Source organism: Nesterenkonia sp. DZ6, assembly GCF_022565835.1.
Classification (GTDB): Bacteria; Actinomycetota; Actinomycetes; order Actinomycetales; family Micrococcaceae; genus Nesterenkonia.
In genome coordinates this window covers 1-20,546 of the sequence record NZ_JAJOYW010000003.1, presented here as the reverse complement: position 1 = coordinate 20,546, position 20,546 = coordinate 1, and the positions used below count along the sequence as shown (strand labels likewise).

Below are 20,546 nucleotides of genomic sequence, written 5' to 3'. Positions count from 1 at the left end.
TTAGTGGATATTTGACATACTAAACTATATGCCGACGATCGATCAACCAGCTGTCGTAGGATCAGGCGAAACACGATGGCCGAGCGGGTAGCGCACATGTCCTAGCCTCGACAGGAGGAAAGATGCCCCAGAACCAGCACGACAGGCACATACTGACAGGCTTCCCCAACGCGGCCATCCACCTCCTGAGGGCCCTTGAGGAAGAGCGGCAACGCCTCGCAGAGGCGCATTCCCTCTCCACCACGGACCTCCGAGGCCTCTTTCGCATCGCCGAATCGGGAGACCTGACCCCCAAGGAGCTGGCTGGCCATCTCGCCTTGACCGGCGGGGCGGTCACCGGCATCTCAAGACGCCTCGTCGCCGCAGGGTTGCTGCGACGCGTCACCCACCCGGAGGACCGGCGCAGTGTGCGACTGCAGCTGACCAGCGAAGGACATCGGACCATCTCTGCGATCCACGCCGACTTCATCGCTATGGTGGCTCGAGCGACCCACGGGCTCTCGCAGGAGGATGTGAAGACTGCGAACGATGTCCTGTGGCGGGTCACCGGCGCATTGGGGGAACGGCAGTCCGCGCTCCGTGCCGGGCGCTCCCTCCCGGCCGACACCCCCTGAGGCGTGCTGGTCGCGGCCGCTGATTCTGGTAGCTACGGATAGTTCGAACAGGCAGGCCTCGTGAGAGTCGTGACTCGTGCACTTGCCCCAGAGTCGTAAGTGTCCGAACGCCGACAGAATCGACGTATTCGAGGGTGGTCTCAAGAAGTGCGCCAGAGCGACTCGTGTGACAAGGGTCATTCTTCGCCAGATGAGTGGGACGACCGACACGTTGTGCGACTTCCTGCGCAAGTGTTGGATCCCGCGGATCTTGTCACATGGGCCAGGCGCTGACGTGGGAAGTGACATTTCTCGCGGGCATGGGCAGTCTCTTCAACTTGTGGCAATCCTCAGGTTCGTTTGCGGTTACGTCCCGACTACCCCAGGTGAGGGTGCAGCAGTGTCTCTATTGCCTGAGGGTCCCAAAGTATGGAGATAGGTGTAGCGGATAGGGCACCCCTGCGGGCATCTTTGTCGGGCGGGGTAAACGGGCATCCCAGCGATGACAGGGGCGCAAGACGTCGATTAGGTGGATCACGCGCGGTTACCGACCGACTTGCGGGCAGCGTGAAGGATTCTCCTTAGGCTAGATCGGACCTGCTGCGCGATCACGTGTCAACTGCTCCACGCCCTAGGCGGGGTCCGCGTTTCAGCTGGTCGTGGAGCGTGTCCGCGCCGGCTAGCGAAGCTCCGGCCCGTTCGTTGCTGACATCATCGTGTTCATGGTTGTCCTCGCTTCAGTGGTGCTCCACGCTCTCGCCGTCTGACTCAGCGCTCCGCGCAGCCACTGCCATCAGAGATTCGTCCATCAAGGAGAGAGACCATGCTCGAAAAAACCATCATCCTCACTGGGGCCAGCGACGGGATCGGAGCTGCAGCTGCCCGCCAGCTCGTCGCAGACGGCCATAAGGTCGCCCTTGTGGGTCGCTCGAAGCACAAGACCGAAACCCTGGCGCTCGAGCTCGACACCGAGTTCTTCCTCGCTGACTTCACCAGGCTCTCCGAGGTCAGGACACTTGCTGCGCGTTTGAAGCACCAATATCCCCGGATAGACGTTCTTGTCAACAACGCCGGCGGCATCTTCGGGGATCAGACTCGCACTGAAGATGGGTTCGAGAAGACGCTGCAGGTGAACCACCTCGCGCCGTTCCTGCTCACCAACCTCCTGATGGACACGCTCACGGCGAGCAAAGCGTCGGTCATCAACACGTCCAGTGTGGGCGCGCGTTTCTTCGGCAGGATCGACCTCGATGACCTCAATAACGAGCGGAGGTACTCCGCGAACAAGGCCTATGGCGACGCGAAGTTGGCCAATATCCTCTTCGCCAAGGAACTCGACCGCAGGTTCTCCGACCAGGGAATCTCCGCGGTCGCCTTCCACCCCGGAAACGTGATGACAAGCTTCGCTTCAGATACCACCAGCGTGATGCGGTTCATCTATCAGACCCCCCTGGGACGAATGACTGGTCTCATCAGCCCCGAGCAGGGCGCGCTACCCCTGGTGTGGCTTGCTGCGGGCGCGCCGGGCCGGGAGTGGGTCGCGGGTGAGTATTACGAGAAGCAGAAGACCGCCAAGACCAACCCTCAAGCCGCGGACGTGCAACTGGCAGCCGGACTGTGGGACAAGAGCGCTGAGCTCGTAGGGCTCTCCACCGCCGCGCAGTAGCCGTCTGGTCGGGTAGCAGGGCGTCTTGTCTGGGTTCGGCGGTGTTCAGGACGCGCTGGCCTCTGCGAGACCAGAACGCCGCGCACTCCGGGGTGAACCAGAGGCGCCACGAAACCCTCCACGAGACGAGAAGCTTTCCTCCGACGCACGGGCGCCCGTAGACCGGTCGCCTTGAGGACACTCATGGTCCACTCCAGGACTCGATGCCCGCATAGGGGTCTGAACCGTACTGGGATTGATGGAGAGTCTGGTCTGCCCCGGGTTTGATGGCGTCAGCGAATCCACATTGGTTGCGCTGCAATCCACGAGACGAGTGGGTCAAAGTCTGCTACCCAAAGTCGGTCGAGTTCGAGGAGGCTTTCGTATGGCACGTGGCCTCGTGTGGTGCTCGACCAGAACAAGCCCGAGTAGTGGCGCTGATTGCGATAGGTGCGTGGTTCGCGGATCGGCAGGGCTCTTGACAGCCGGTGTTGATCTACAGCGCCCACAGTGGTTTCAACCAGGGTTCCCTCTTGGGAGAGGTGCTCCAGCTTGGTTCTCAAAAGAAGTTGAGCGTCCATGCCTTCACTATTCTCGCGGTGACACGATATCGGGAGGGTGACACGCACGTGACACGAAACTGAGACAGTGACACGAAAAACGGGATCCTAATGTGGGGTCCTGCGGATCTTGTCACACGGGTCGGCCGCTGACATGGGGAATGACATTGCGCTGAGACGCGGTCTGTCTCACTTACTTGTCGTAATCCCCAGGCGCGAACGCAGGGGAGCTCAAACAGTCGTCGCGAGGGGCTCGCTGAGATGTTCTGTGGAGAAGCTGGCTCGCCCGGGACCGTTTGGTGAGCCACATGCGCAACTGAGGTGAAGGCTCGATGCGACGGGCGGGAAGCCGAACATGTGAAGTGTCCGATAAAGAGCGGCTAGTTGTTCCCGGCGAGAACTGCGACGTATTCAAGCTGGCTCCTATAGCGCGATGATTGCTCCTGGTCCAGGCCATAGCCAAGCTCGCCGAGCGCTACGACGATCCGGAACTGCACTACGGACTCCTCGAAGCGCTCAGCGTACATAAGCGACTAGCCAACCTGTGTCGAAACGCGATGATCATCGAGCCAGCAATATCTGGAATCTGGGTCTGCTGGCTGGGTCGACTGGTCTAACAATCGGCAACTCCGCGGGACTCTTGGGATGCTCACCCCGATAGAGTTCGAGAAGCTCCACAATCAGGCCCTCACTCGAGAGCCCGAACCCGCAAAGTAGCGGCATCGAACCTGGGCCGGTTCAGTTTGAATCCGAAAACGATGCGCTGTCCAGAAGGATTCACACCAGAAAGAGGGACGTCATGACCAATTGGCGGATCAGGGACTTCTACTCAGCGGACCTTGACGGGATCCTGCACCTCTGGGAAACGCTCAAGTCCCACAATCTCGAACCGGTATACGCGATCTCTGAAGTAGTGGCCTCGTGCGAGAAGGACCATGCTGTGGTGGCGGTGCAGGGTGAGCAGGTGGTGGGCGCCGCCGTCGGCCGCGCGGCACATGATCAGGGCTGGATCGTATTCCTGGCCACCCTGCCCGAATACTCCGACCTGGGAGTCGGCACCGCGCTGTTGGCCGCTGTCGAAAACCGGATGGCACCGCACGGGCTGAACAAGCTCTCGGCGCTGATCCCGGAATCCGAAACCCGCGTGGAGGCCTTCCTGGGCCGCGGCTTCGCCCTGAAGCAGAACCTGCGATACTTCGAACGGACCATACCCGTCCAACGCCAGGAACTCGGCGCACTCGGCCAGCTCGGCGGACGCGTCCTCGCCCGGGACCTATGGGATAACGTCGCGGGAATGCGCAAGGAGAAGGAACTGCTCGAGCGCCGGCTCGTCCTGCCTCTTGCCGAAGCGGACCTCGCGGACGAATTCGGCGTGGTGCCGCCGCGCGCCGTGGTTCTCTTCGGCCCGCCCGGCACCGGGAAGACCACTTTCGCCAAAGCCATCGCCTCCCGCCTCGAGTGGCCCTTCGTCGAAGTGTTTCCCTCCCGCCTCGCCGCCGACCCGCAGGGCCTGGCGGGAGCGTTGCGCGAAACGTTCCTCGAGATCGCCGACCTGGAGCACGCCGTGGTGTTCATCGACGAGGTGGAAGAAATCGCCTCCCAGCGCTCCGGCGAACCGCCCTCGCCGCTGCAGGGAGTCACCAACGAGCTCCTCAAGATCATCCCGGCCTTCCGCGAACAGCCCGGGCGCCTACTGGTCTGCGCTACCAACTTCATTCGCGCGCTGGACACCGCCTTCCTTCGCCACGGCCGTTTCGACTACGTCATCCCCATCGGACTGCCGGACCGGCAGGCCCGCGAAGCCATGTGGCAGCGCTTTGTCCCGTCACCCGTAGTGGACGCCGTGAACGTGGAACTGCTCGTGGCACGCACCGAAGGATTCTCCCCTGCGGATATCGAATACGCGGCACGCAGTGCCTCCCAGCAGGCACTGGAAAAAGCAGTGTACGACGACGGCCGGCTGGCTTCAGTCGGTACGGCTTCGGCCCGGGAGGCGCTGCGGAAGGGACCCTCTACACAGGACTACCTCGACGCAATCTCTGAAACCCGCACCACCGTCAGCGCCGAAGTGCAGCAGGACTTCTTGGAAGATATCGACGCCCTAGGCCGTGTGTAGTGGCTGGGGAGACTTGGCCGGTGCTTCTGAACTGCGGGCTGACGGCGTCAAAGCCGATAGCTAAACTCGCTGACCCTAGTCTTTTTGTTTCGGTGGTAAGTGATCGCGGGACCGCCTGCCGGCGATGGAATACTTCCGCCCAACTCAAAGTTGAGTACTATTGACTCAAGTTTATTCGGCGCCGTCGTGCAACCGGCGTCACCACGCACTGGGAGGGGCAGACATGGACGTCAAACTCACGACCAAATCGCAGGAGGTCGTCTCCGCGGCCGCAATGAACGCGAACACCGCGAGCAACCCGCAGGTGGAGCCGGCCCACATCCTCAAGGCACTGGTGGATCAGCGCGAATCCATGGCCGTCGCGCTGCTCAAGGCAGCCGGAGTCGATCCCGACGCCGTGAGCACCCGCGCCTCCGCCATCATCAAGGCGTTGCCCGCCACTCGCGGGGACTCCGTCGCCGCTCCGCAGTTCTCGCCCGCCGGGCTCAACGTCATCAAGGCTGCCCAGGCGCAGGCCGAGGACTTCGGCGATGACTTCGTCTCCACGGAACACCTGCTGATCGGCGCGGCCACCGACGGCGGCGCGGTGGGCCGGGCCCTCGCGGATGCCGGCGCGACCCTGCAGGCGCTCAAGGCCGAGCTGCCAGGGCTGCGTGGAGACCGCAAGGTCACCACTCCTGACCCGGAGAACACCTTCCAGGCCTTGGAGAAGTACGGCACGGACATGACCGAGATCGCGCGCTCGGGCAAGCTGGACCCCGTGATCGGGCGTGACTCGGAGATCCGCCGGGTGGTCCAGGTGCTCTCGCGCCGGACCAAGAACAACCCGGTCCTGATCGGCGAGCCCGGCGTCGGCAAGACCGCCGTCGTCGAAGGCCTGGCCCAGCGCATGGTCGCCGGTGACGTGCCGGAGTCGCTGCGTGAGAAGACGCTGATCTCGCTGGACCTGGGCGCGATGATCGCCGGTGCGAAGTACCGCGGGGAGTTCGAGGAGCGGCTGAAAGCCGTGCTCGAGGAGATCAAGGCCGCGGAAGGCAGGATCGTCACCTTCATCGACGAGATCCATACCGTGGTCGGAGCCGGCGCCTCGCAGGGCTCCATGGACGCTTCCAACATGCTCAAGCCGATGCTCGCCCGTGGGGAGCTGCGCCTGATCGGTGCGACCACGCTGGATGAGTACCGCGAGAACATCGAGGCCGACGCCGCCCTGGAGCGCCGCTTCCAGCAGGTCTACGTGGGAGAGCCCTCGGTGCCCGACGCGATCGCGATCCTGCGCGGGATCAAGGAGCGCTACGAGGCGCACCACAAGGTGGGCATCGCCGACAACGCCCTGGTCGCCGCCGTCACCCTCTCCGACCGCTACATCAGCGGCCGTCAGCTGCCGGACAAGGCCATCGACCTCATCGATGAGGCCGCCTCCCGGCTGCGCATGGAGATCGACTCCGCCCCGGTGGAGATCGACGAGCTGCGTCGAGTGGTGGACCGGCTCACCATGGAGGAGCTCGCGCTGCAGAACGAGACCGACGCCGGCTCCGCCGAGCGACTGATCACCCTGCGCGAGGACCTGGCCGACCGCAAGGAGGAGCTCGCCGAGCTCACCGCGCGCTGGGAGGCCGAGAAGGGCGAGCTCAACCGCGCCGGTGAGCTGCGCGTGACCCTGGACGAGCTGAAGTCCGCCGCCGAACGCGCCCAGCGCGACGGCGACCTCGCCGAGGCCTCCCGGCTGCTCTACGGCGAGATCCCGCAGGTCGAGAAGGACCTGGCCGCCGCTGAGGAGGAGGACGCCTCCACCCCGGCCCCGGAGAAGAAGATGGTCGCCGACGAGGTCGACGCCGACGGGATCGCCGGGGTCATCTCGGCCTGGACCGGCATCCCTGCCGGGCGGCTGCTGCAGGGCGAGACCGCGAAGCTGCTCCAGATGGAGGAGCTCATCGGCTCGCGGCTGATCGGGCAGACCAAGGCTGTCGGGGCGGTCTCCGACGCCGTTCGCCGCGCGCGCACCGGCGTCTCCGACCCCGACCGACCCACCGGCTCCTTCCTCTTTCTGGGCCCCACCGGCGTGGGCAAGACCGAGCTGGCCAAGGCGCTCGCGGAGTTCCTCTTCGATGACGAGCGCTCCATGATCCGCATCGACATGTCCGAATACTCGGAGAAGCACTCCGTGGCCCGGCTGGTCGGTGCGCCCCCAGGCTATGTGGGCTTCGACCAGGGCGGCCAGCTCACTGAAGCAGTCCGGCGTCGTCCTTATTCGGTGGTGCTCCTGGATGAGGTGGAGAAGGCCCACCCCGAGGTCTTCGACATCCTGCTCCAGGTCCTCGATGACGGCCGGCTCACCGACGGCCAGGGCCGCACCGTGGACTTCCGCAATACGGTGCTGATCCTGACCTCCAACATGGGCTCCCAGTTCCTGGTGGACCAGACCCTGGAGACCAAGATCAAGCATCAGCGGGTCATGGACGTCGTCCATGCCTCCTTCAAGCCCGAATTCCTCAACCGACTCGATGACATCGTGATGTTCGATCCGCTGAGCATGGAACAGCTCAGCGGCATCGTGGAGCTGCAGATCGGGCTGCTGCAGGAGCGCATGGCCGCACGGCGTCTGGTCCTGGAGGTCACCGAGTCCGCCCGGGACTGGCTGGCGTTCACCGGCTACGACCCCGCCTACGGCGCTCGGCCGCTGCGCCGACTGGTGCAGCGCGAGATCGGCGACCAGCTGGCGCGCGCGCTGCTCTCCGGGGAGGTCGAGGACGGAGACACCGTCCTGGTAGACCGGCAGGAGCTCACCCTGGAAGGGGAGTCCGTGCACGGGCTCACCGTGACCAAGAAGTCCTGACCCTCATCCTTCCTGGGTGGTTGAGTTCTCTGGTCGGTACGTAACCGCCGGAGAACTCAGCCACCTGGGAGTAGAGGCAAGGCTTCAGCGGTGGACGTCGTAGACCGCCTTGAGGACTCCGTTGGGGTAGTGGGCAGATTCGCGCAGGGTCAGCTTCGTCGCCGGACGCTCCTCGGCGGTGAAGAGTCGCTTTCCTGCGCCGAGCAGCACCGGGAAGATCAGCAGGTTGTAGCGATCGATCAGGCGCGCGTGCATCAGGCTTCGCGCCAGTGCGGCGCTGCCGTGGATGAAGACTGCACCGCCGTCCTCCTGTTTGACGGCGGCCACGTCCTTGGTGGAGCGCAGCAGTGTGATCGGTCCCCAGCCCTCGATGGTCGCGTCCTCCTCCAGGCGGGTCGAGACCACGTACTTCGGCAGATCCCTGTACGCCGCGTGATCCTCGGATCCTGGCCAGATCGGGGCGAAGGCCTCGTAGCTGTGGCGGCCGAACATCAGCGCCGTCGTCTCCTCCAGCTCCTCGTCCTTGAGCGAGAACGCCTCGGGCAGAAACTCTGTGCGGGGCACCCACCCGCCGCTGGGGTGCCCTTCGCTGGTGGCGCCCGGGGAGTCAACCACGCCATCAAGGGACACGAAGCCTGTCCATACCAATTCCCTGGCCATGCGTCCTCCAGTGCCGAAAAGCCCGAGTCTGCACCAGCGATCTGCAAGCTGTCACGGCCCGGAGGCCTCGTGCCCGCGCCGATCCTCATGGCTGGTTGAGTTCTCCGGTCGGTACGTAACCGCCGGAGAACTCAACTGCGCAGGTTGGGCAGCCAGGAAGGTTAGCGGCTCAGGAGGAGGCCTTCGCGGGCCAGCAGCGCCCGCTTGGTCTCGATGCCGCCGAAGCCGTAGCCGCCGAGGCCGCCGTCGGAGCGGATCACGCGGTGACACGGCACCGCGAAGGCGACCAGATTGTTCGCACAGGCGCTTGCCGCGGCTCGGTGTGCCAGCGGGCGGCCGGCCATCTGGGCGAGCTCCGCGTAGGAGACCGTCTCCCCGGCCGGAACGTCGCGCAGCGCCGCCCAGACCTCCTGGCGGTAGCCCGAGCCGGGCTGCACCACGGCCAGCTCATCCAGGGCCGCATGGTCGCCCGCGGCATAGGCCGCCACCGCTTCAGCAACCTGTCCGGTGCCCGCAGGCAGCGGCTTCATCTCCCGGGCCGCGGTGGCCGGGGCCAACACCTCAAGCTGGTCCATCAGCTGCTCCAACACCCGCCCGATCGCAGCCACCTCCGGCTCGTCACCGGCAGCCTGGGCCAGCGAAGCGGCCCGGATCGTGTCGTCCTCGGGGGAGTAGATCGCCACGATGGCGCCGAGCCCGTCCAGGGAGGCCGAGCACCAGCGCAGCTCGGGCAGGTCGGACTCCGGCAGAAGCGGTAGATCAGTCATAGACCGAATTCTCCACCGCCCGCCGAGTAAGGTCCACCTCCCCGACCTCCGCGAGGGCCGCTAGGCCGAGACTTCGGCCGATACCCCGTGCCCTGCAGCCGTCGCCCCTGGCGCCTTCGCTGCCGCAGCCGCGTCCATCACGGCTCGAGCCACGGCGGGAGCCACGCGTGCATCCAACGGAGAGGGCACGATGTGCTCCGGACTGAGCTCATCTCCCACGAGGTCCGCCAGCGCGGTCGCCGCCGCGATCTTCATCTCCTGGGTGATCCGGCGTGCTCCTGCGTCCAGCGCCCCGCGGAAGATTCCCGGGAATGCCAGCACATTGTTGATCTGATTGGGGTAGTCCGAGCGGCCGGTGGCCACCACAGCTGCGTGGCGCTTGGCGACCTCGGGCATCACCTCGGGGTCCGGATTGGACAGGGCGAAGACGATCGCACGATCGTTCATCCGGGCCAGCTCCTCCTCGGGGACCCTGGAGGAGGAGACGCCGATGAACACATCGGCCCCGTCCAGCGCCTCAGCGAGCTGACCGCTGACCTGTCTGCGGTTGGTGCGCTGCGCATACTGGGTCTTGATCTCGCTGAGCCCCTCGCGGCCCTCATGGATCACTCCGCGCGAGTCGGTCAGGATCACCTCGCCGACGCCGGCGCCGAGCAGGATCTCGGTGACCGCGATCCCAGCGGCTCCCGCCCCCGCGATCACGACGCGCATCGAAGCGAACTCGCGTTCGGTGACGCGTGCGGCGTTGGTCAGAGCGGCCAGGACGACGACGGCGGTGCCGTGCTGGTCGTCGTGCATCACCGGACAGTCCAGCGCCTCAATCAGGCGAGCTTCGAGCTCGAAGCAGCGTGGAGCCGCCACATCCTCGAGATTCACCGCCCCGAAGCTGGGGCGCAGCCGCACCATGGTCTCTACAATCTCATCCACATCGTTGGTATCGATCACCAGGGGAATCGAGTTGAGGCCGCCGAAAGCCTTGAACAGCGCCGACTTGCCCTCCATGACGGGCAGCGAGGCGGCCGGGCCGATGTCGCCCAGCCCGAGGACGGCGGTGCCGTCGGAGAGCACCACCACCAGGCGGTCGGCCCAGGTGTGGGTGGCCTGCAGCTGCGGCGTCTCGTGGATGGCGCGCGAGACCTGCGCCACGCCCGGGGTGTATGCGATTGAGAGTGCGCGCGTGGAGTCCAGCGGCATGGTGGTCTCGACACTGAGCTTGCCGCCCTCGTGGGCAGCGAAGATCTCATCAGTGGTGGGGGCCGTGGGCGCCGTCGCCGCGCGGTCATTTGTGGACATGGAGGTGTCTCCTGGAAGAAGTGTGATGGGGCTGCACGCGCAGAGCTGGCCCATCGCGGCCGCACCCGCGGTTCACGGCGGGGGCCAGGGGCTCAGCTAAGGTGCATCGTCTGCCGCGCCACCGAGATCGTCGGATGGCGTTGTCGCAGCGGTCGGTACTTTCTTTGGACCGTGCGGAACAGAGTACGCCATCTTGGCGTTGAAAGGTGTGATCGTGCTCGCTCGAAGGACAGTTCGGACGACGGCGCAGCGCCAGTCATGTTAACCTAGGATCACGAACTACTTCATACACAGATAATCCCGCGATAGCCCCTGCCCGGCATCGCACCAGGGATACGAGAAGACAGAGGGGGTCTCGCTTATGGGGCGTGGCCGTCAGAAGGCGAAAGCTACGAAGCAGGCTCGGGAGATCAAGTACTACACTCCGGACACCGACCTGACCGCTCTTGAGAGAGAGCTCGCCAAAACCCGTGGTGACAGGGATTCGTCCAGCCGCCCAGCGCGCGCGGACGCCGAAGAGCGCAGCAGCGGCTTTGACCCGTACGAGGACAAGTACGGGCGCTGACCCGTGGAAGAGCCCACTCCAGCGGCCTTCACCAAACCCGTCGAGAACGCCCATAGGGCAGCGCTCCGATCCATAGCCCGGGTGGTGAAGGACACCGCCGAGCCCCAGCCCGACGAGATCGCCCGTGAGGGCATCCGGCGGATGCTCGAGCTGGGCGACGTCCTCTGCGTCACCGGGGCGGGCGTCTCCACGGATTCCGGCATCCCGGATTATCGCGGCCCCCAGGGGTCCCTGCATCGTCACCGTCCGATGACCTACCAGGAGTTCCAGCACGACGCCGCCTCGCGCCGTCGCTACTGGGCCCGTGGCTTCGTCGGATGGCGCCAGATGCACCAGGCCGAGCCCAACTCGGCCCACCAGCTGCTCGCCGACTGGCAGTCTGAAGGGCTGCTCAGCGGACTGATCACCCAGAACGTGGACGGTCTCCACCGCGCCGCCGGGGCCGATCCGGTGGTCCACCTGCACGGCGACATGGACTCCGTGATCTGCCTGACCTGCGGCAACCGCGAGGCCCGCTCCTCGCTGGACGCGCGGCTGCAGGAGGCCAACCCCGGCTACGCCGAGGCCGCCTTCGCCGCCGCCGAGAACGTGAACCCCGACGGCGACGTCACCCTGGATCAGTCCTGGGTGGAGAAGTTTCACATGGTCACCTGCCTGGTCTGCGGCTCCGAGAATCTCAAGCCCGACGTCGTCTACTTCGGCGAATCGGTGCCCGCCGAGCGCAAGGCCGCGGTCGAGGAACTCGTCGCCGCGTCCTCGGCGCTGCTGGTGGTGGGCAGCTCGATGGCGGTGATGAGCGGATTCAAGATCGCGCTGACCATGCACCAGTCGGATCGGCCCATCGGTGTGATCAACGGCGGTCCCTCCCGTGCCGACCCCAAGGCGGACTGGCGCTGGAGGACCCGGATCACCCCGGCACTGCAGACGCTGGACACCCTGCTGGGTGATCAACCTCACCAGTAACTATACCGGACGTATAGTATAGTAACTCGGGTGATGACCCTTCCTTCTCCTGTGCATGTCGATCGCCATGCCCTCAGCGCGTGGCAGCGCTGGACCCTGCTCGCCATCGTCTCCTCGGCGCTGTTCCTGATCGCCCTGGACAACACGATCCTCTACACCGCCCTGCCCACCCTGACCGCAGAGCTCGGCGCCTCCTCCTCTCAGCAGCTGTGGATCATCAATGCCTACCCGCTGGTGATCGCCGGGCTGCTGCCCGGATCCGGCGCGCTGGGCGACCGGTTCGGGCACAAACGGATCTTCCAGGTCGGCCTCGGCATCTTCGGAGTGGCCTCGATCCTGGCCGCTTTCTCCGGCAGCTCCGAGATGCTCATCGCCTCCCGCGCGCTCCTCGCCGTGGGTGCCGCCGCAATGATGCCCGCCACGCTCGCGCTGATCCGACTGACGTTCTCAGTGGAGCGTGAGCGCAATATGGCCATCGCCATCTGGGCCGCCGTGGCCACCGTGGGCATGGCCCTGGGCCCGATCGTGTCCGGAGTGCTGCTGGAGTTCTTCTGGTGGGGCTCGGTGTTCCTGGTCAACGTCCCGATCGTCGCCGCCGCCCTGGTGCTGATGCTGTTGGTGGGCCCGCCGAACCTGGCCAACCCCGGCCGGCACTGGGACTGGCTCTCCTCCGCCCAGGTGATGCTTGGGCTCACCGCCGCGGTGCTGGCGATCAAGACCATCGCCGAGACCCCGGTGGACTGGCTGCGCTTCATCGTCTCCATCGTGGTCGCCGCCGTCATGCTCACCGTCTTCGCCCGGCGCCAGATGCGACTCAACCGCACCGCCGAGCCGCTGGTGGACTTCACGATCTTCCGCAACCGCGGATTCAGCGGCGGTGTCATCGCCGCAGGCGCCAGCATCTTCGCCATCGTCGGGGTCCAGCTGGGCACCACCCAGCGCTTCCAGCTGGTCGAGGGCTTCTCCCCGCTGGAGGCCGGGCTGATCGTCTCCGCGCTGGCCCTGGGCTCACTGCCCTTCGCGCTCTTCGGCGGGGCGATCCTGCACCGCGCCGGCCTGCTCACGCTGATCGGCGGCGGCATGGTCCTCGCCGCGATCGGCGCACTGGTCTCCATCTACGCCGTCATCGATGACTCGCTGGTGCTGCTGGTGGTCAGCTTCGGCGTGCTCGGCGCCGGCCTGGGCGCCTCGATGTCGGTGGCCTCGACCGCGATCATGGGCAACGTCCCACCGCGCCGCGCCGGCATGGCGGCCTCCATCGAGGAGGTCTCCTACGAGTTCGGCGGTCTGGTCGGGGTGGCCATGCTGGGAAGCCTGCTCACCTTCGTCTACACCCGGGTCCTGGTGCTGCCCGCAGGTGCCGAGCAGTACGCGGGCCAGGCCCCGGCCGCGGTGCTCGAATCCGGGGACGCCCCGGCGATGGCGGCAGCGGCCGAGGCCTTCGACGTCGCCTACCTGGGCGTGCTGATCGGCGTCGCCGTGGTGATGGTGCTCGCCGCCGTCGCGTCGTCCTGGATGCTGCGCCGCTACACCCCGGGCACCGAATCCCAGGCCTATCCCGACAACCACTGAGAATCCCCGACGACCACTGCGGACCCTCGAGAAGACCGAGAAGCACATGAGCATCCACCGATCGGAGATCCAACCCTGTGCGACCTTCCAAACGCCGCGAGATCCTCGACGCCGCCACCCGGGTGGTCCAGCGTGAAGGCGTGACCACGCTGACCTACGAGTCGGTGGCTGCCGAGGCCGGCATGACCAAGGGCGGGCTGCTCTACCACTTCCCCTCACGGGAGGAGCTGCTGCTGGGCCTGCACCGGCATGTGGCGCAGAACTGGGAGCTGGCGCTGGAGGCCCAGGCCGGCGGCACGGCCCAGGAGCTCAGCCGCGACGAACGCTTCCGGGCCTTCGTGCGGCTCTCCCAGAACCCCGAGCGCGCGGAGCTGCTGCTGATGCTCGAGGCCTCCGAGGATCCGGTGGCCAACGCCGCCTGGGACGAGGTCTTCGCCCGCTGGGCGCCGCAGCCGCCGGGAGTCCCCCGGCCCGCTGAAGCTCCGCTGTCCACGGGCACCCAAGAGACCCAGGCCCTCGACGACGACGCCGCGGAGGCCGCTGCGGTCCAGCGCTTCATCGCGCGGCTCGCCGCCGACGGGCTGTGGTTCTACGAGGCGCTCTCCACCGAGCGGCTGGACCCGCGACTGCGCGAACGGGTGACCGAGGAGATCATCGCGCTCGCGCAGAGCGCCGAGGTGCTGGCAGAGTAGTCTCGTCCAGTGGCGATTCTCTCTCTGATGCTCTTCGTGGTGGCCGGCGCCGGCACCCCCGGGCCGAACAACACCATCGTGATGGCCTCCGGAGCCGCCTACGGCTTCAAGCGGACGCTGCCGGCGATCCTGGGAGTGAACCTCGGCTTCCCGTCCATGGTGCTGCTGGTGGGGATCGGCCTCGGCCAGGCGCTCGAGCAGTGGCCGGTGATCCTCGACATCCTGCGCCCCGTCGGGATCCTCTACCTGCTCTGGCTCGCCTTCAAGATCGCCAACGGACCCACCACGCTGACCCCGAACCCCGGAGCCAAGCCGCCGGGGTTCGTGCAGATGGCGCTGTTCCAGTTCGTCAACCCCAAGGCGTGGACCCTCTCAGTGGCCGCGCTGAGCACCTTCACCGGCTTCTGGGACTCCTTCATGCTGGAGGTTGCGGTGATCGCGCTGGTGGCCTGCACCTTCGGCGCCCCCTTCACCGTGGCGTGGACGCTGCTGGGCGTGGGCGCAGGCCGGATCATCTCGCAGCCCGCGCACATGCTGATCTTCAACCTGGTCATGGCCGGGCTGCTGGTCGTCTCGGTGGTGCCCGCCATGGTGGACACCTGGGAATCACTGCCTCTCTAGCTGCTCGCGTCCAGGCGCAGCTGGTGATCGCTGATCTCGGACGCCCAGCGCTGATCGTGGGTCGCCACCAGCACCGCACCTCCCGCGGCGGTGAACCCGCGGACCAGAGAGCTCAATCGGTGCATCCCGGCGGCATCCCGGCCCAGCGTGGGTTCATCTAACAGGAGCACCGCGGGCTTCAGCAGCAGCGCGGACGCGATCACGCAGTCCTTGCGCTGGGCGGGCACCAGATCATAGGGATGCTCCTCGGCGTCAGTGCTGAGCCCTGCGGTCTCCATCACCTGTTCCACGTCCAGCTCTCGCTGCGCCCGTGCGCGCTGCCGGTCTTCGCGTCTGAGCCGGCGTCCCCCCGGGCCCAGCGGGGCCGCGCGCATCAGCTCCGCGCGCACCGTGGAGGCGGAGAGCTGGTCTCCGGGATCCTGGCCCACCCAGGCCAGGTGGTCCGCGCGGCGATGCGCCGGTGCCGCGGCGAGCTCGACGCCGCCTGGTCCGATGATCCTGGTCCCAGGCTCTGCGGGAAGAAGTCCCGCCAGGGCGCTGAGCAGCGTGGACTTCCCCGACCCGTTGGCGCCGAACAGGACGGCCACCTCCCCGGCGCGCAGGTCCAGCGCGACGCCGTCCAGCACCCGGATGGCGTCGCGCTGGACGGAGAGCTCCCGCACGCGCAGCAACACCTCCTGGCCAGGGTCGGGCGTCGGCGCGGATGGCTCGCTCTGCGCAGCCGGGGTGCGGCGAACGTCCCAGATCTCGTGCTCGTCCAACTGCGCCCGGGTCAGCTCCGCCACCGGCAGCAGACCCCCCGGGGTCATCGTGGCAGGGCGCCCCTGGTCGAGGAACAGCACCTCGTCGCAGGCGGCGGTGAGGTCATCGTGCTGATGCCCCGTCAGCAGCACTGCGCCCCCGGCGTCACGGAACTCGCGCAGGGACCGGGCCAGGCGCCGTCGTGCGCTGGCATCGAGGGCCTGGGAGGGCTGATCGAGCACCAGGACGCTCGGGCGCAGGGTGAGCAGCCCGGCGAGGGCGGTGAGCTGCCGTTCCCCGCCGGAGAGCGTGGAGAGGTCTCGTTCAGCCAGGCCAGCGATGCCCAGCGCCTGCAGGCTGGCATCGGCGCGCTCCAGGCACTCGGGCAGGGGCAGCCCCAGCAGCCGCCCAGGAAGCGCGGCCTCGTCTCGGACGGTGCGGGTCAGCCCGGTGAGCTGGGCCTCCGGGTCGTCGCCGAGCATCCCCACCCCGCCGCGCACGTGAGCACCGTCGTGCTCGCCGCTGGAGGAGTGCCCTCCATCGGTCTGGTCACGCAGCTCGCGCACGCCGGTGCTGTGCCCGTGTTCGCCGAGCAGTCCGGCGGCGGCACGGGCCAGGGTGGAGGTGCCCGCTCCCTGCGGGCCCAGGACCGCGACGGCATCACCGGGGCGAAGACCCAAGTCCACGGCCTCCAGAGCGGGAGTCTCGGCGCCGCGGTAATGGAACCCGAAGTCGGTCAGACGCAGCAGCGGCCGCAGGGCGGAGGAGGACGGCGCGGGGTCAGGCATCGAAGACTCCGAGGATCTCGGTGGCAGAAGGCAGCGGCAGCAGTCCGGCCAGAGAGGCGACCACCAGCAGAGCTGAGCCGACGACGGCGCCCCAGCGCAGTCCGCGCTGGCCCGCGCCCTGGGGATAGAACCGGGCCGGGGTGGGGTGAGCGGCCTGGCCGAACCCGCGCTGAGAAAGGGCGTCATGGCGCTGATCGAGCTGTGTGATCGCGGTGACCAGCAGTCCGGTGAGCACCCCGGTGAGCAGGCGCAGCCGCACGAGCAGCCGGTCGGTGTCCCAGCCGCGGGCGGAGCGGGCTGTCAGGGCGGCGCGGACCCGGTGCTGGGCCAGCGGTATCAGGCTCATCGCGGCGGCGCACACATAGGCCAGGGACAGGGGCAGGCGCAGGGTCAGCAGGCCGTCGAAGGCACGCGTCGGGTCAGACCCGAAGGCGAACAGCGCGCAGACGGCCACCATCGCGGCGACCCGGAGCCAGAGCTGGATCGCCAGCGCGACGCCCTCCACGGTGACCGCGGCGGGTCCGAACTCGGCGAGGACCTCGGCCTGCTCGCCGGGGTAGAAGAGCCCCTGGATGATGCCGACCATGACCAGCATGGGTCCGGCCAGCACCACCAGGGTCAGCAGCCAGCTGCGGAAGCGGACCCGCGGGGAGGCCGCCGCTGTGACCACCGCGCAGATGAGCACGGCGGCCGGGATCAGCGGGGAGGGGACTCCGTAGACGAGCAGCAGCGCACAGCCGAGCAGGACCAGCTCAGTGGCTGGATGCAGCCGCATGCGACGATCCTGCGGTGTCCGGCGGCGTGCCCTGTGCCGCAGACCGCTTCGCGGCGGCGCGTTTCGCAGCCGAGCTCTTCACCTTGGAGTGCTCGGTGAAGGGGAACCTGCTGCGCAGCCGGCTCGGCAGCGCAGCGATCACCAGGAAGGCCAGCGCGAAGATGATCGCCTTATCGGCGATGTCGCTGCCCAGTCCCTGGATGGTGGCGGCGCCGAGCATCGAGGCGCCCGCGCCCTGCAGGGCGGCGACGACGCTGCCGGTGCCCACGCCGAGTCCGCCGCCGTAGATGAAGGCGGCCACCGGGGTGGCGATCAGGCCGGCGGGGATCCCTGCCAGGGCGCCGGCGATGACGGCCCACCAGATGCGGCGGAAGCCGCCGAGTCGAGCGGCCCAGCCAGCGGCGGCGCCGATGAACGCGGCGCCGGCGGTGAAGGCGATGACGGTCGGGTTGATCGTCACGCCCCAGATGACGTTGGTCAGGATGCCGGTCAGCGCGCCGGCGGCGGGGCCGGCGATGACACCGATGATGACGGTGCCCAGGGAGTCCAGGTAGAGCGGGATGGGGGTCATCGTGCCGACGATCTGTCCGGTGGCGATGTTCAGCGCGATCATCACCGGCATCAGGGCGAGCACGCTGCGCGGGATTCGCGGGAGCGTGCCGGCGGCGATGAGCACGGCGCCGAGCAGGTATCCGACCATCACACCGAGGGTGGTGTTGCCCAGGTCGGCGCCGAGAGTGGCGGGCTGGGTGGTGAGCACCCAGAGGTAGGTGCCGACGATCACGGCGGCACCGGCGGTGAGCGCCAGGACGGACCACAGCGGGGGAGCGGGCCTGATGTGGTTCCCGGCGCGATCTGTCGTGGACGCCTGGGGCGTGCGGGCCTTGGAGGCGCGGGAGCGGGTGGTGCGGGATTCAGCAGCGCGAGTCTTCGGGGTTTCTCCGGGATCCGCCGCGGTGACGGACCCCTGCCCAGAGTGCGGGTCAGTGTGAGCCATGATGTTGTGGTCCTCTTCTCAAGGTGATGGTCAGGTGATCCAGGAACGCCTCGGCGTCCAGGCTGCGGATGATCTCCGCATTGGGCGCACGGCCCCAGCGGCCGAGCCAGTCGGCCACGGTCTCGCCACGGGTCAGCGTGCCGATGAGTTCGACGTCGACCGCTGCCTTCTCGGTCTTGCGCGCCCAGGGAATTATCCCGTCTGTGGCGCGCGGGAACGAATCCCGCTCAGGTCCTGCCGCCGGGGAGGGGCTTTCGCCGTGGTTCTGGATCCGGGCCCAGGCCACCGCGGCGGCGGTGACATAGGGATCATGGACATGGGCGAGGTAGCCGTGGCCATCTGCCTCGTGGAACTCGAAGTAGAACCGAAGCGCCTCCGCGAGCTGGGCCAGCCAGGCCGACCAGACCTCCGAGCTGGTCCCGTCGAGGATCTGCTGCAGCCGCACCGGGGTCAGCGCCACCGCTTCGGTGGCCTCTATCGGGCCGATCACCGGCAGGTGGGTGGACTCGCCGAAGGCGTCGATCACGGCCTTGGTGGCTTCGGGGTCGTAGCTGACGTTCCACTCAGTGGTGGGTCGGGTGTTGCCCCGGTAGTTGAATGCTCCGCCCATGATGAAGAGCCGCCTCAGCAGCTGTGGAAGCTTCGGTTCCAGCCGCAGCGCCAGGGCCAGGTTGGTGGCCGGGCCGGTGAGCACCCCGATCAGCTCGCCCGGGTGTGCGTGGGCCGCTCGGACCCAGGCCTGCGCGGCGGGAAGCTCATCGGCGGTGATCCTGCCGGTGGGCAGCCGGGCGTAGCCGGCGCCCGTGTCCCCGTGGGTCTCCTCCGCGTATTCGGACACCCCGGCGAGCGGGTGTTCAGCCCCGACGTGGACCGACAGGTCGGTGCGGCCGGCCAGCTGCAGCCAGCCCAGCGTGTTCGCAAGCACCTGGGCGGTGGAGACATTGCCGCCGCTGGCGGCGAGACCGGTGATCTCGACGTCGTCCTGACAGAAGAGCCAGCCCAGCGCGAGGGCGTCATCGATGCCGGGGTCACAGTCCAGGAAGAGGGGGATCACCTGCACCATTGTGCCGGGTGCGCCTGGGTCTCCTCGCTCAACATAGAGCCTTATTCAATTAAGACACACCAACCTTGCGTATCTTAGGGTAGCCTTGTATCAGACCAGTCAGGGCCGCATCGGCGAGCCCCTCCCCCCGATGCGAGACGAAGGAACACCATCCATGCGCAGAACCTCCGTGGTGGTCACTCTGGGCGCACTTGTCGCCCTGACCGCGACCTCCTGTGGCGATACCACTGAGCCGGCGTCGAACGGTGACGAGACCTCCGCCGAGCAGGAGAGCCTGGTGCTCTATTCCGGGCGCAACGAGGAACTGATCCAGCCGCTCATCGACACCTTCTCGGAAGAGACCGGCATCGAGGTCGAGGTGCGCTATGGCGACACCGCCGAGCTGGCCGCCCAGCTGCTGGAGGAGGGAGAAGGCTCCCCAGCCGACGTCTTCCTCGCCCAGGATGCAGGCGCCCTCGGCGCCGTGGCCGAAGCGGGCCTCTTCGAGGAGCTCGACGCCGAGCTGCTCGAGCAGGTGCCGGAGGCCTACCGTGACGCCGAGAACCAGTGGGTGGGCGTCTCCGGACGAGCACGCACGCTGATCTATAACACCGACACGGTGGAGGAGGCCGACCTGCCCGAGAGTGTGGATGAGCTGACAGCGCCCGAGTACGCCGGTCGCGTCGGAGTGGCCCCCACCAATGCGTCCTTCCAGTCCTTCGTCACCGCCCACCGCGAGCTCGAAGGCGAAGAGGCCACCCAGACCTTCCTCGACGACCTGGCCGCGAACGACCCGCAGATCCGCGAGGGCAACGGCGAGATCGTCACCGACGTCGCCAACGGGGTCATCGAGATGGGCCTGGTGAACCACTACTACCTCTACGGCCGCGCCAAGGAGCTCGGCGAGGACCCGGCCGAGCTGAACGTGGCGAACCACCTCTTCAGCGGCGGTGACGTCGGGTCCCTGGTCAACGTGGCCGGAGTCGGGGTGCTGAACTCCGAGAACGAAGCCGCCGCCACACTGGCCGAGTTCATGCTCAGCACCGAGGGTCAGACCTACTTCGCTGAGGAGACCGCGGAGTACCCGATGATCGAAGGCGTGGACGGACCTGAGGGCATGCCGAGCCTCGAGGAGCTCGACGCGCCGGACATCGATCTCAACCGTCTCGATGACCTGGAGACCTCTGTGGAGATGATCGTCGAATCGGGTCTGGTGGGCTGACCCATCACCGCCCCGGCCAAAGCTCCAGCGCGCACCGCCGCCCGTTCCCGCTCCGCAGGGAACGGGCGTGTGGCGGTGCCGCTGTGGCTGCGCGCCGCCGC

The 20,546-nt window shown here is 67.3% G+C and carries 18 protein-coding genes; 10 read left to right on the top strand and 8 right to left on the bottom strand.

Annotated elements, in window-relative coordinates; genetic code table 11:
* Window positions 1–122: 122 nt before the first annotated feature.
* On the top strand, window positions 123–614 hold the full coding sequence (locus LTH93_RS08575) for a MarR family winged helix-turn-helix transcriptional regulator (RefSeq protein ID WP_241470694.1): 492 nt from the start codon (window positions 123–125) through the stop codon (window positions 612–614).
* Between the two features lie 802 nt (window positions 615–1,416).
* Window positions 1,417–2,259 (top strand): SDR family NAD(P)-dependent oxidoreductase, encoded by an 843-nt coding sequence (locus tag LTH93_RS08570; protein WP_241470693.1) that lies wholly within the window; start codon window positions 1,417–1,419, stop codon window positions 2,257–2,259.
* Between the two features lie 272 nt (window positions 2,260–2,531).
* Here LTH93_RS08570 and LTH93_RS08565 read toward each other — a convergent pair whose 3' ends face one another.
* Complete coding sequence (locus LTH93_RS08565) at window positions 2,532–2,819, bottom strand: hypothetical protein (protein ID WP_241465892.1); 288 nt, start codon at window positions 2,817–2,819, stop codon at window positions 2,532–2,534.
* Between the two features lie 778 nt (window positions 2,820–3,597).
* Between LTH93_RS08565 and LTH93_RS08560 the strand changes: the two genes are divergently transcribed.
* Both LTH93_RS08560 and clpB read left to right on the top strand, forming a co-directional pair.
* Window positions 3,598–4,914, top strand: coding sequence for an ATP-binding protein (locus LTH93_RS08560; protein ID WP_241470692.1), 1,317 nt, complete (start codon window positions 3,598–3,600; stop codon window positions 4,912–4,914).
* 223 nt (window positions 4,915–5,137) lie between these two features.
* Window positions 5,138–7,747, top strand: coding sequence for an ATP-dependent chaperone ClpB (clpB, locus tag LTH93_RS08555; RefSeq protein WP_241465896.1), 2,610 nt, complete (start codon window positions 5,138–5,140; stop codon window positions 7,745–7,747).
* A gap of 84 nt (window positions 7,748–7,831) precedes the next feature.
* Here the strand turns inward: clpB and LTH93_RS08550 are convergent, their stop codons facing one another.
* The 3 genes from LTH93_RS08550 to LTH93_RS08540 form a co-directional block, all read right to left on the bottom strand.
* Entirely contained in the window at window positions 7,832–8,407 is a 576-nt protein-coding gene (locus tag LTH93_RS08550) for a dihydrofolate reductase family protein (RefSeq protein WP_241470691.1), read from the bottom strand.
* Between the two features lie 161 nt (window positions 8,408–8,568).
* Entirely contained in the window at window positions 8,569–9,174 is a 606-nt protein-coding gene (locus tag LTH93_RS08545; protein ID WP_241470690.1) for a methylated-DNA--[protein]-cysteine S-methyltransferase, read from the bottom strand.
* A 60-nt stretch (window positions 9,175–9,234) separates the two neighbouring features.
* Window positions 9,235–10,467 carry an NAD(P)-dependent malic enzyme gene (locus LTH93_RS08540; RefSeq protein WP_241470689.1) on the bottom strand — a complete coding sequence of 411 codons (1,233 nt, stop codon included), beginning with the start codon at window positions 10,465–10,467 and terminating at the stop codon, window positions 9,235–9,237.
* A 361-nt stretch (window positions 10,468–10,828) separates the two neighbouring features.
* Between LTH93_RS08540 and LTH93_RS08535 the strand changes: the two genes are divergently transcribed.
* The 5 genes from LTH93_RS08535 to LTH93_RS08515 all read left to right on the top strand — a co-directional run bounded on the left by LTH93_RS08535 (window position 10,829) and on the right by LTH93_RS08515 (window position 14,880).
* The gene (locus LTH93_RS08535) at window positions 10,829–11,032 is read left to right on the top strand and encodes a DUF3073 domain-containing protein (protein WP_241465903.1); all 204 of its coding nucleotides are present in this window, start codon (window positions 10,829–10,831) and stop codon (window positions 11,030–11,032) included.
* Between the two features lie 81 nt (window positions 11,033–11,113).
* Window positions 11,114–11,995 carry a Sir2 family NAD-dependent protein deacetylase gene (locus tag LTH93_RS08530; protein WP_241470688.1) on the top strand — a complete coding sequence of 294 codons (882 nt, stop codon included), beginning with the start codon at window positions 11,114–11,116 and terminating at the stop codon, window positions 11,993–11,995.
* A 33-nt stretch (window positions 11,996–12,028) separates the two neighbouring features.
* On the top strand, window positions 12,029–13,567 hold the full coding sequence (locus LTH93_RS08525; protein ID WP_241470687.1) for an MFS transporter: 1,539 nt from the start codon (window positions 12,029–12,031) through the stop codon (window positions 13,565–13,567).
* A gap of 77 nt (window positions 13,568–13,644) precedes the next feature.
* A complete protein-coding gene (locus LTH93_RS13500; RefSeq protein WP_241470686.1) occupies window positions 13,645–14,259 on the top strand; it encodes a TetR/AcrR family transcriptional regulator in 615 nt (204 codons plus the stop codon).
* 9 nt (window positions 14,260–14,268) lie between these two features.
* On the top strand, window positions 14,269–14,880 hold the full coding sequence (locus tag LTH93_RS08515; protein ID WP_241465910.1) for a LysE family translocator: 612 nt from the start codon (window positions 14,269–14,271) through the stop codon (window positions 14,878–14,880).
* Here LTH93_RS08515 and LTH93_RS08510 read toward each other — a convergent pair.
* From LTH93_RS08510 to LTH93_RS08495, 4 genes are read right to left on the bottom strand one after another with little or no spacing between them, the layout of a single operon-like run.
* Window positions 14,877–16,409 (bottom strand): ATP-binding cassette domain-containing protein, encoded by a 1,533-nt coding sequence (locus tag LTH93_RS08510; protein ID WP_241470685.1) that lies wholly within the window; start codon window positions 16,407–16,409, stop codon window positions 14,877–14,879. The genes LTH93_RS08515 and LTH93_RS08510 overlap by 4 nt on opposite strands.
* Window positions 16,402–17,184 (bottom strand): energy-coupling factor transporter transmembrane component T family protein, encoded by a 783-nt coding sequence (locus LTH93_RS08505; protein ID WP_241470684.1) that lies wholly within the window; start codon window positions 17,182–17,184, stop codon window positions 16,402–16,404. Before LTH93_RS08505 ends, LTH93_RS08510 begins: the two co-directional genes overlap by 8 nt.
* Window positions 17,162–18,181, bottom strand: coding sequence for a histidine kinase (locus tag LTH93_RS08500; RefSeq protein ID WP_241465916.1), 1,020 nt, complete (start codon window positions 18,179–18,181; stop codon window positions 17,162–17,164). The genes LTH93_RS08505 and LTH93_RS08500 overlap by 23 nt, the downstream gene beginning before the upstream one ends.
* Window positions 18,168–19,244: a nucleoside hydrolase gene (locus tag LTH93_RS08495; protein ID WP_241470683.1), complete on the bottom strand. Its 1,077-nt coding sequence runs from the start codon at window positions 19,242–19,244 to the stop codon at window positions 18,168–18,170. The genes LTH93_RS08500 and LTH93_RS08495 overlap by 14 nt, the downstream gene beginning before the upstream one ends.
* A gap of 154 nt (window positions 19,245–19,398) precedes the next feature.
* Here LTH93_RS08495 and LTH93_RS08490 point away from each other — a divergent pair, with 154 nt between their 5' ends.
* Window positions 19,399–20,445 (top strand): iron ABC transporter substrate-binding protein, encoded by a 1,047-nt coding sequence (locus LTH93_RS08490; protein ID WP_241470682.1) that lies wholly within the window; start codon window positions 19,399–19,401, stop codon window positions 20,443–20,445.
* Window positions 20,446–20,546 lie beyond the last annotated feature (101 nt).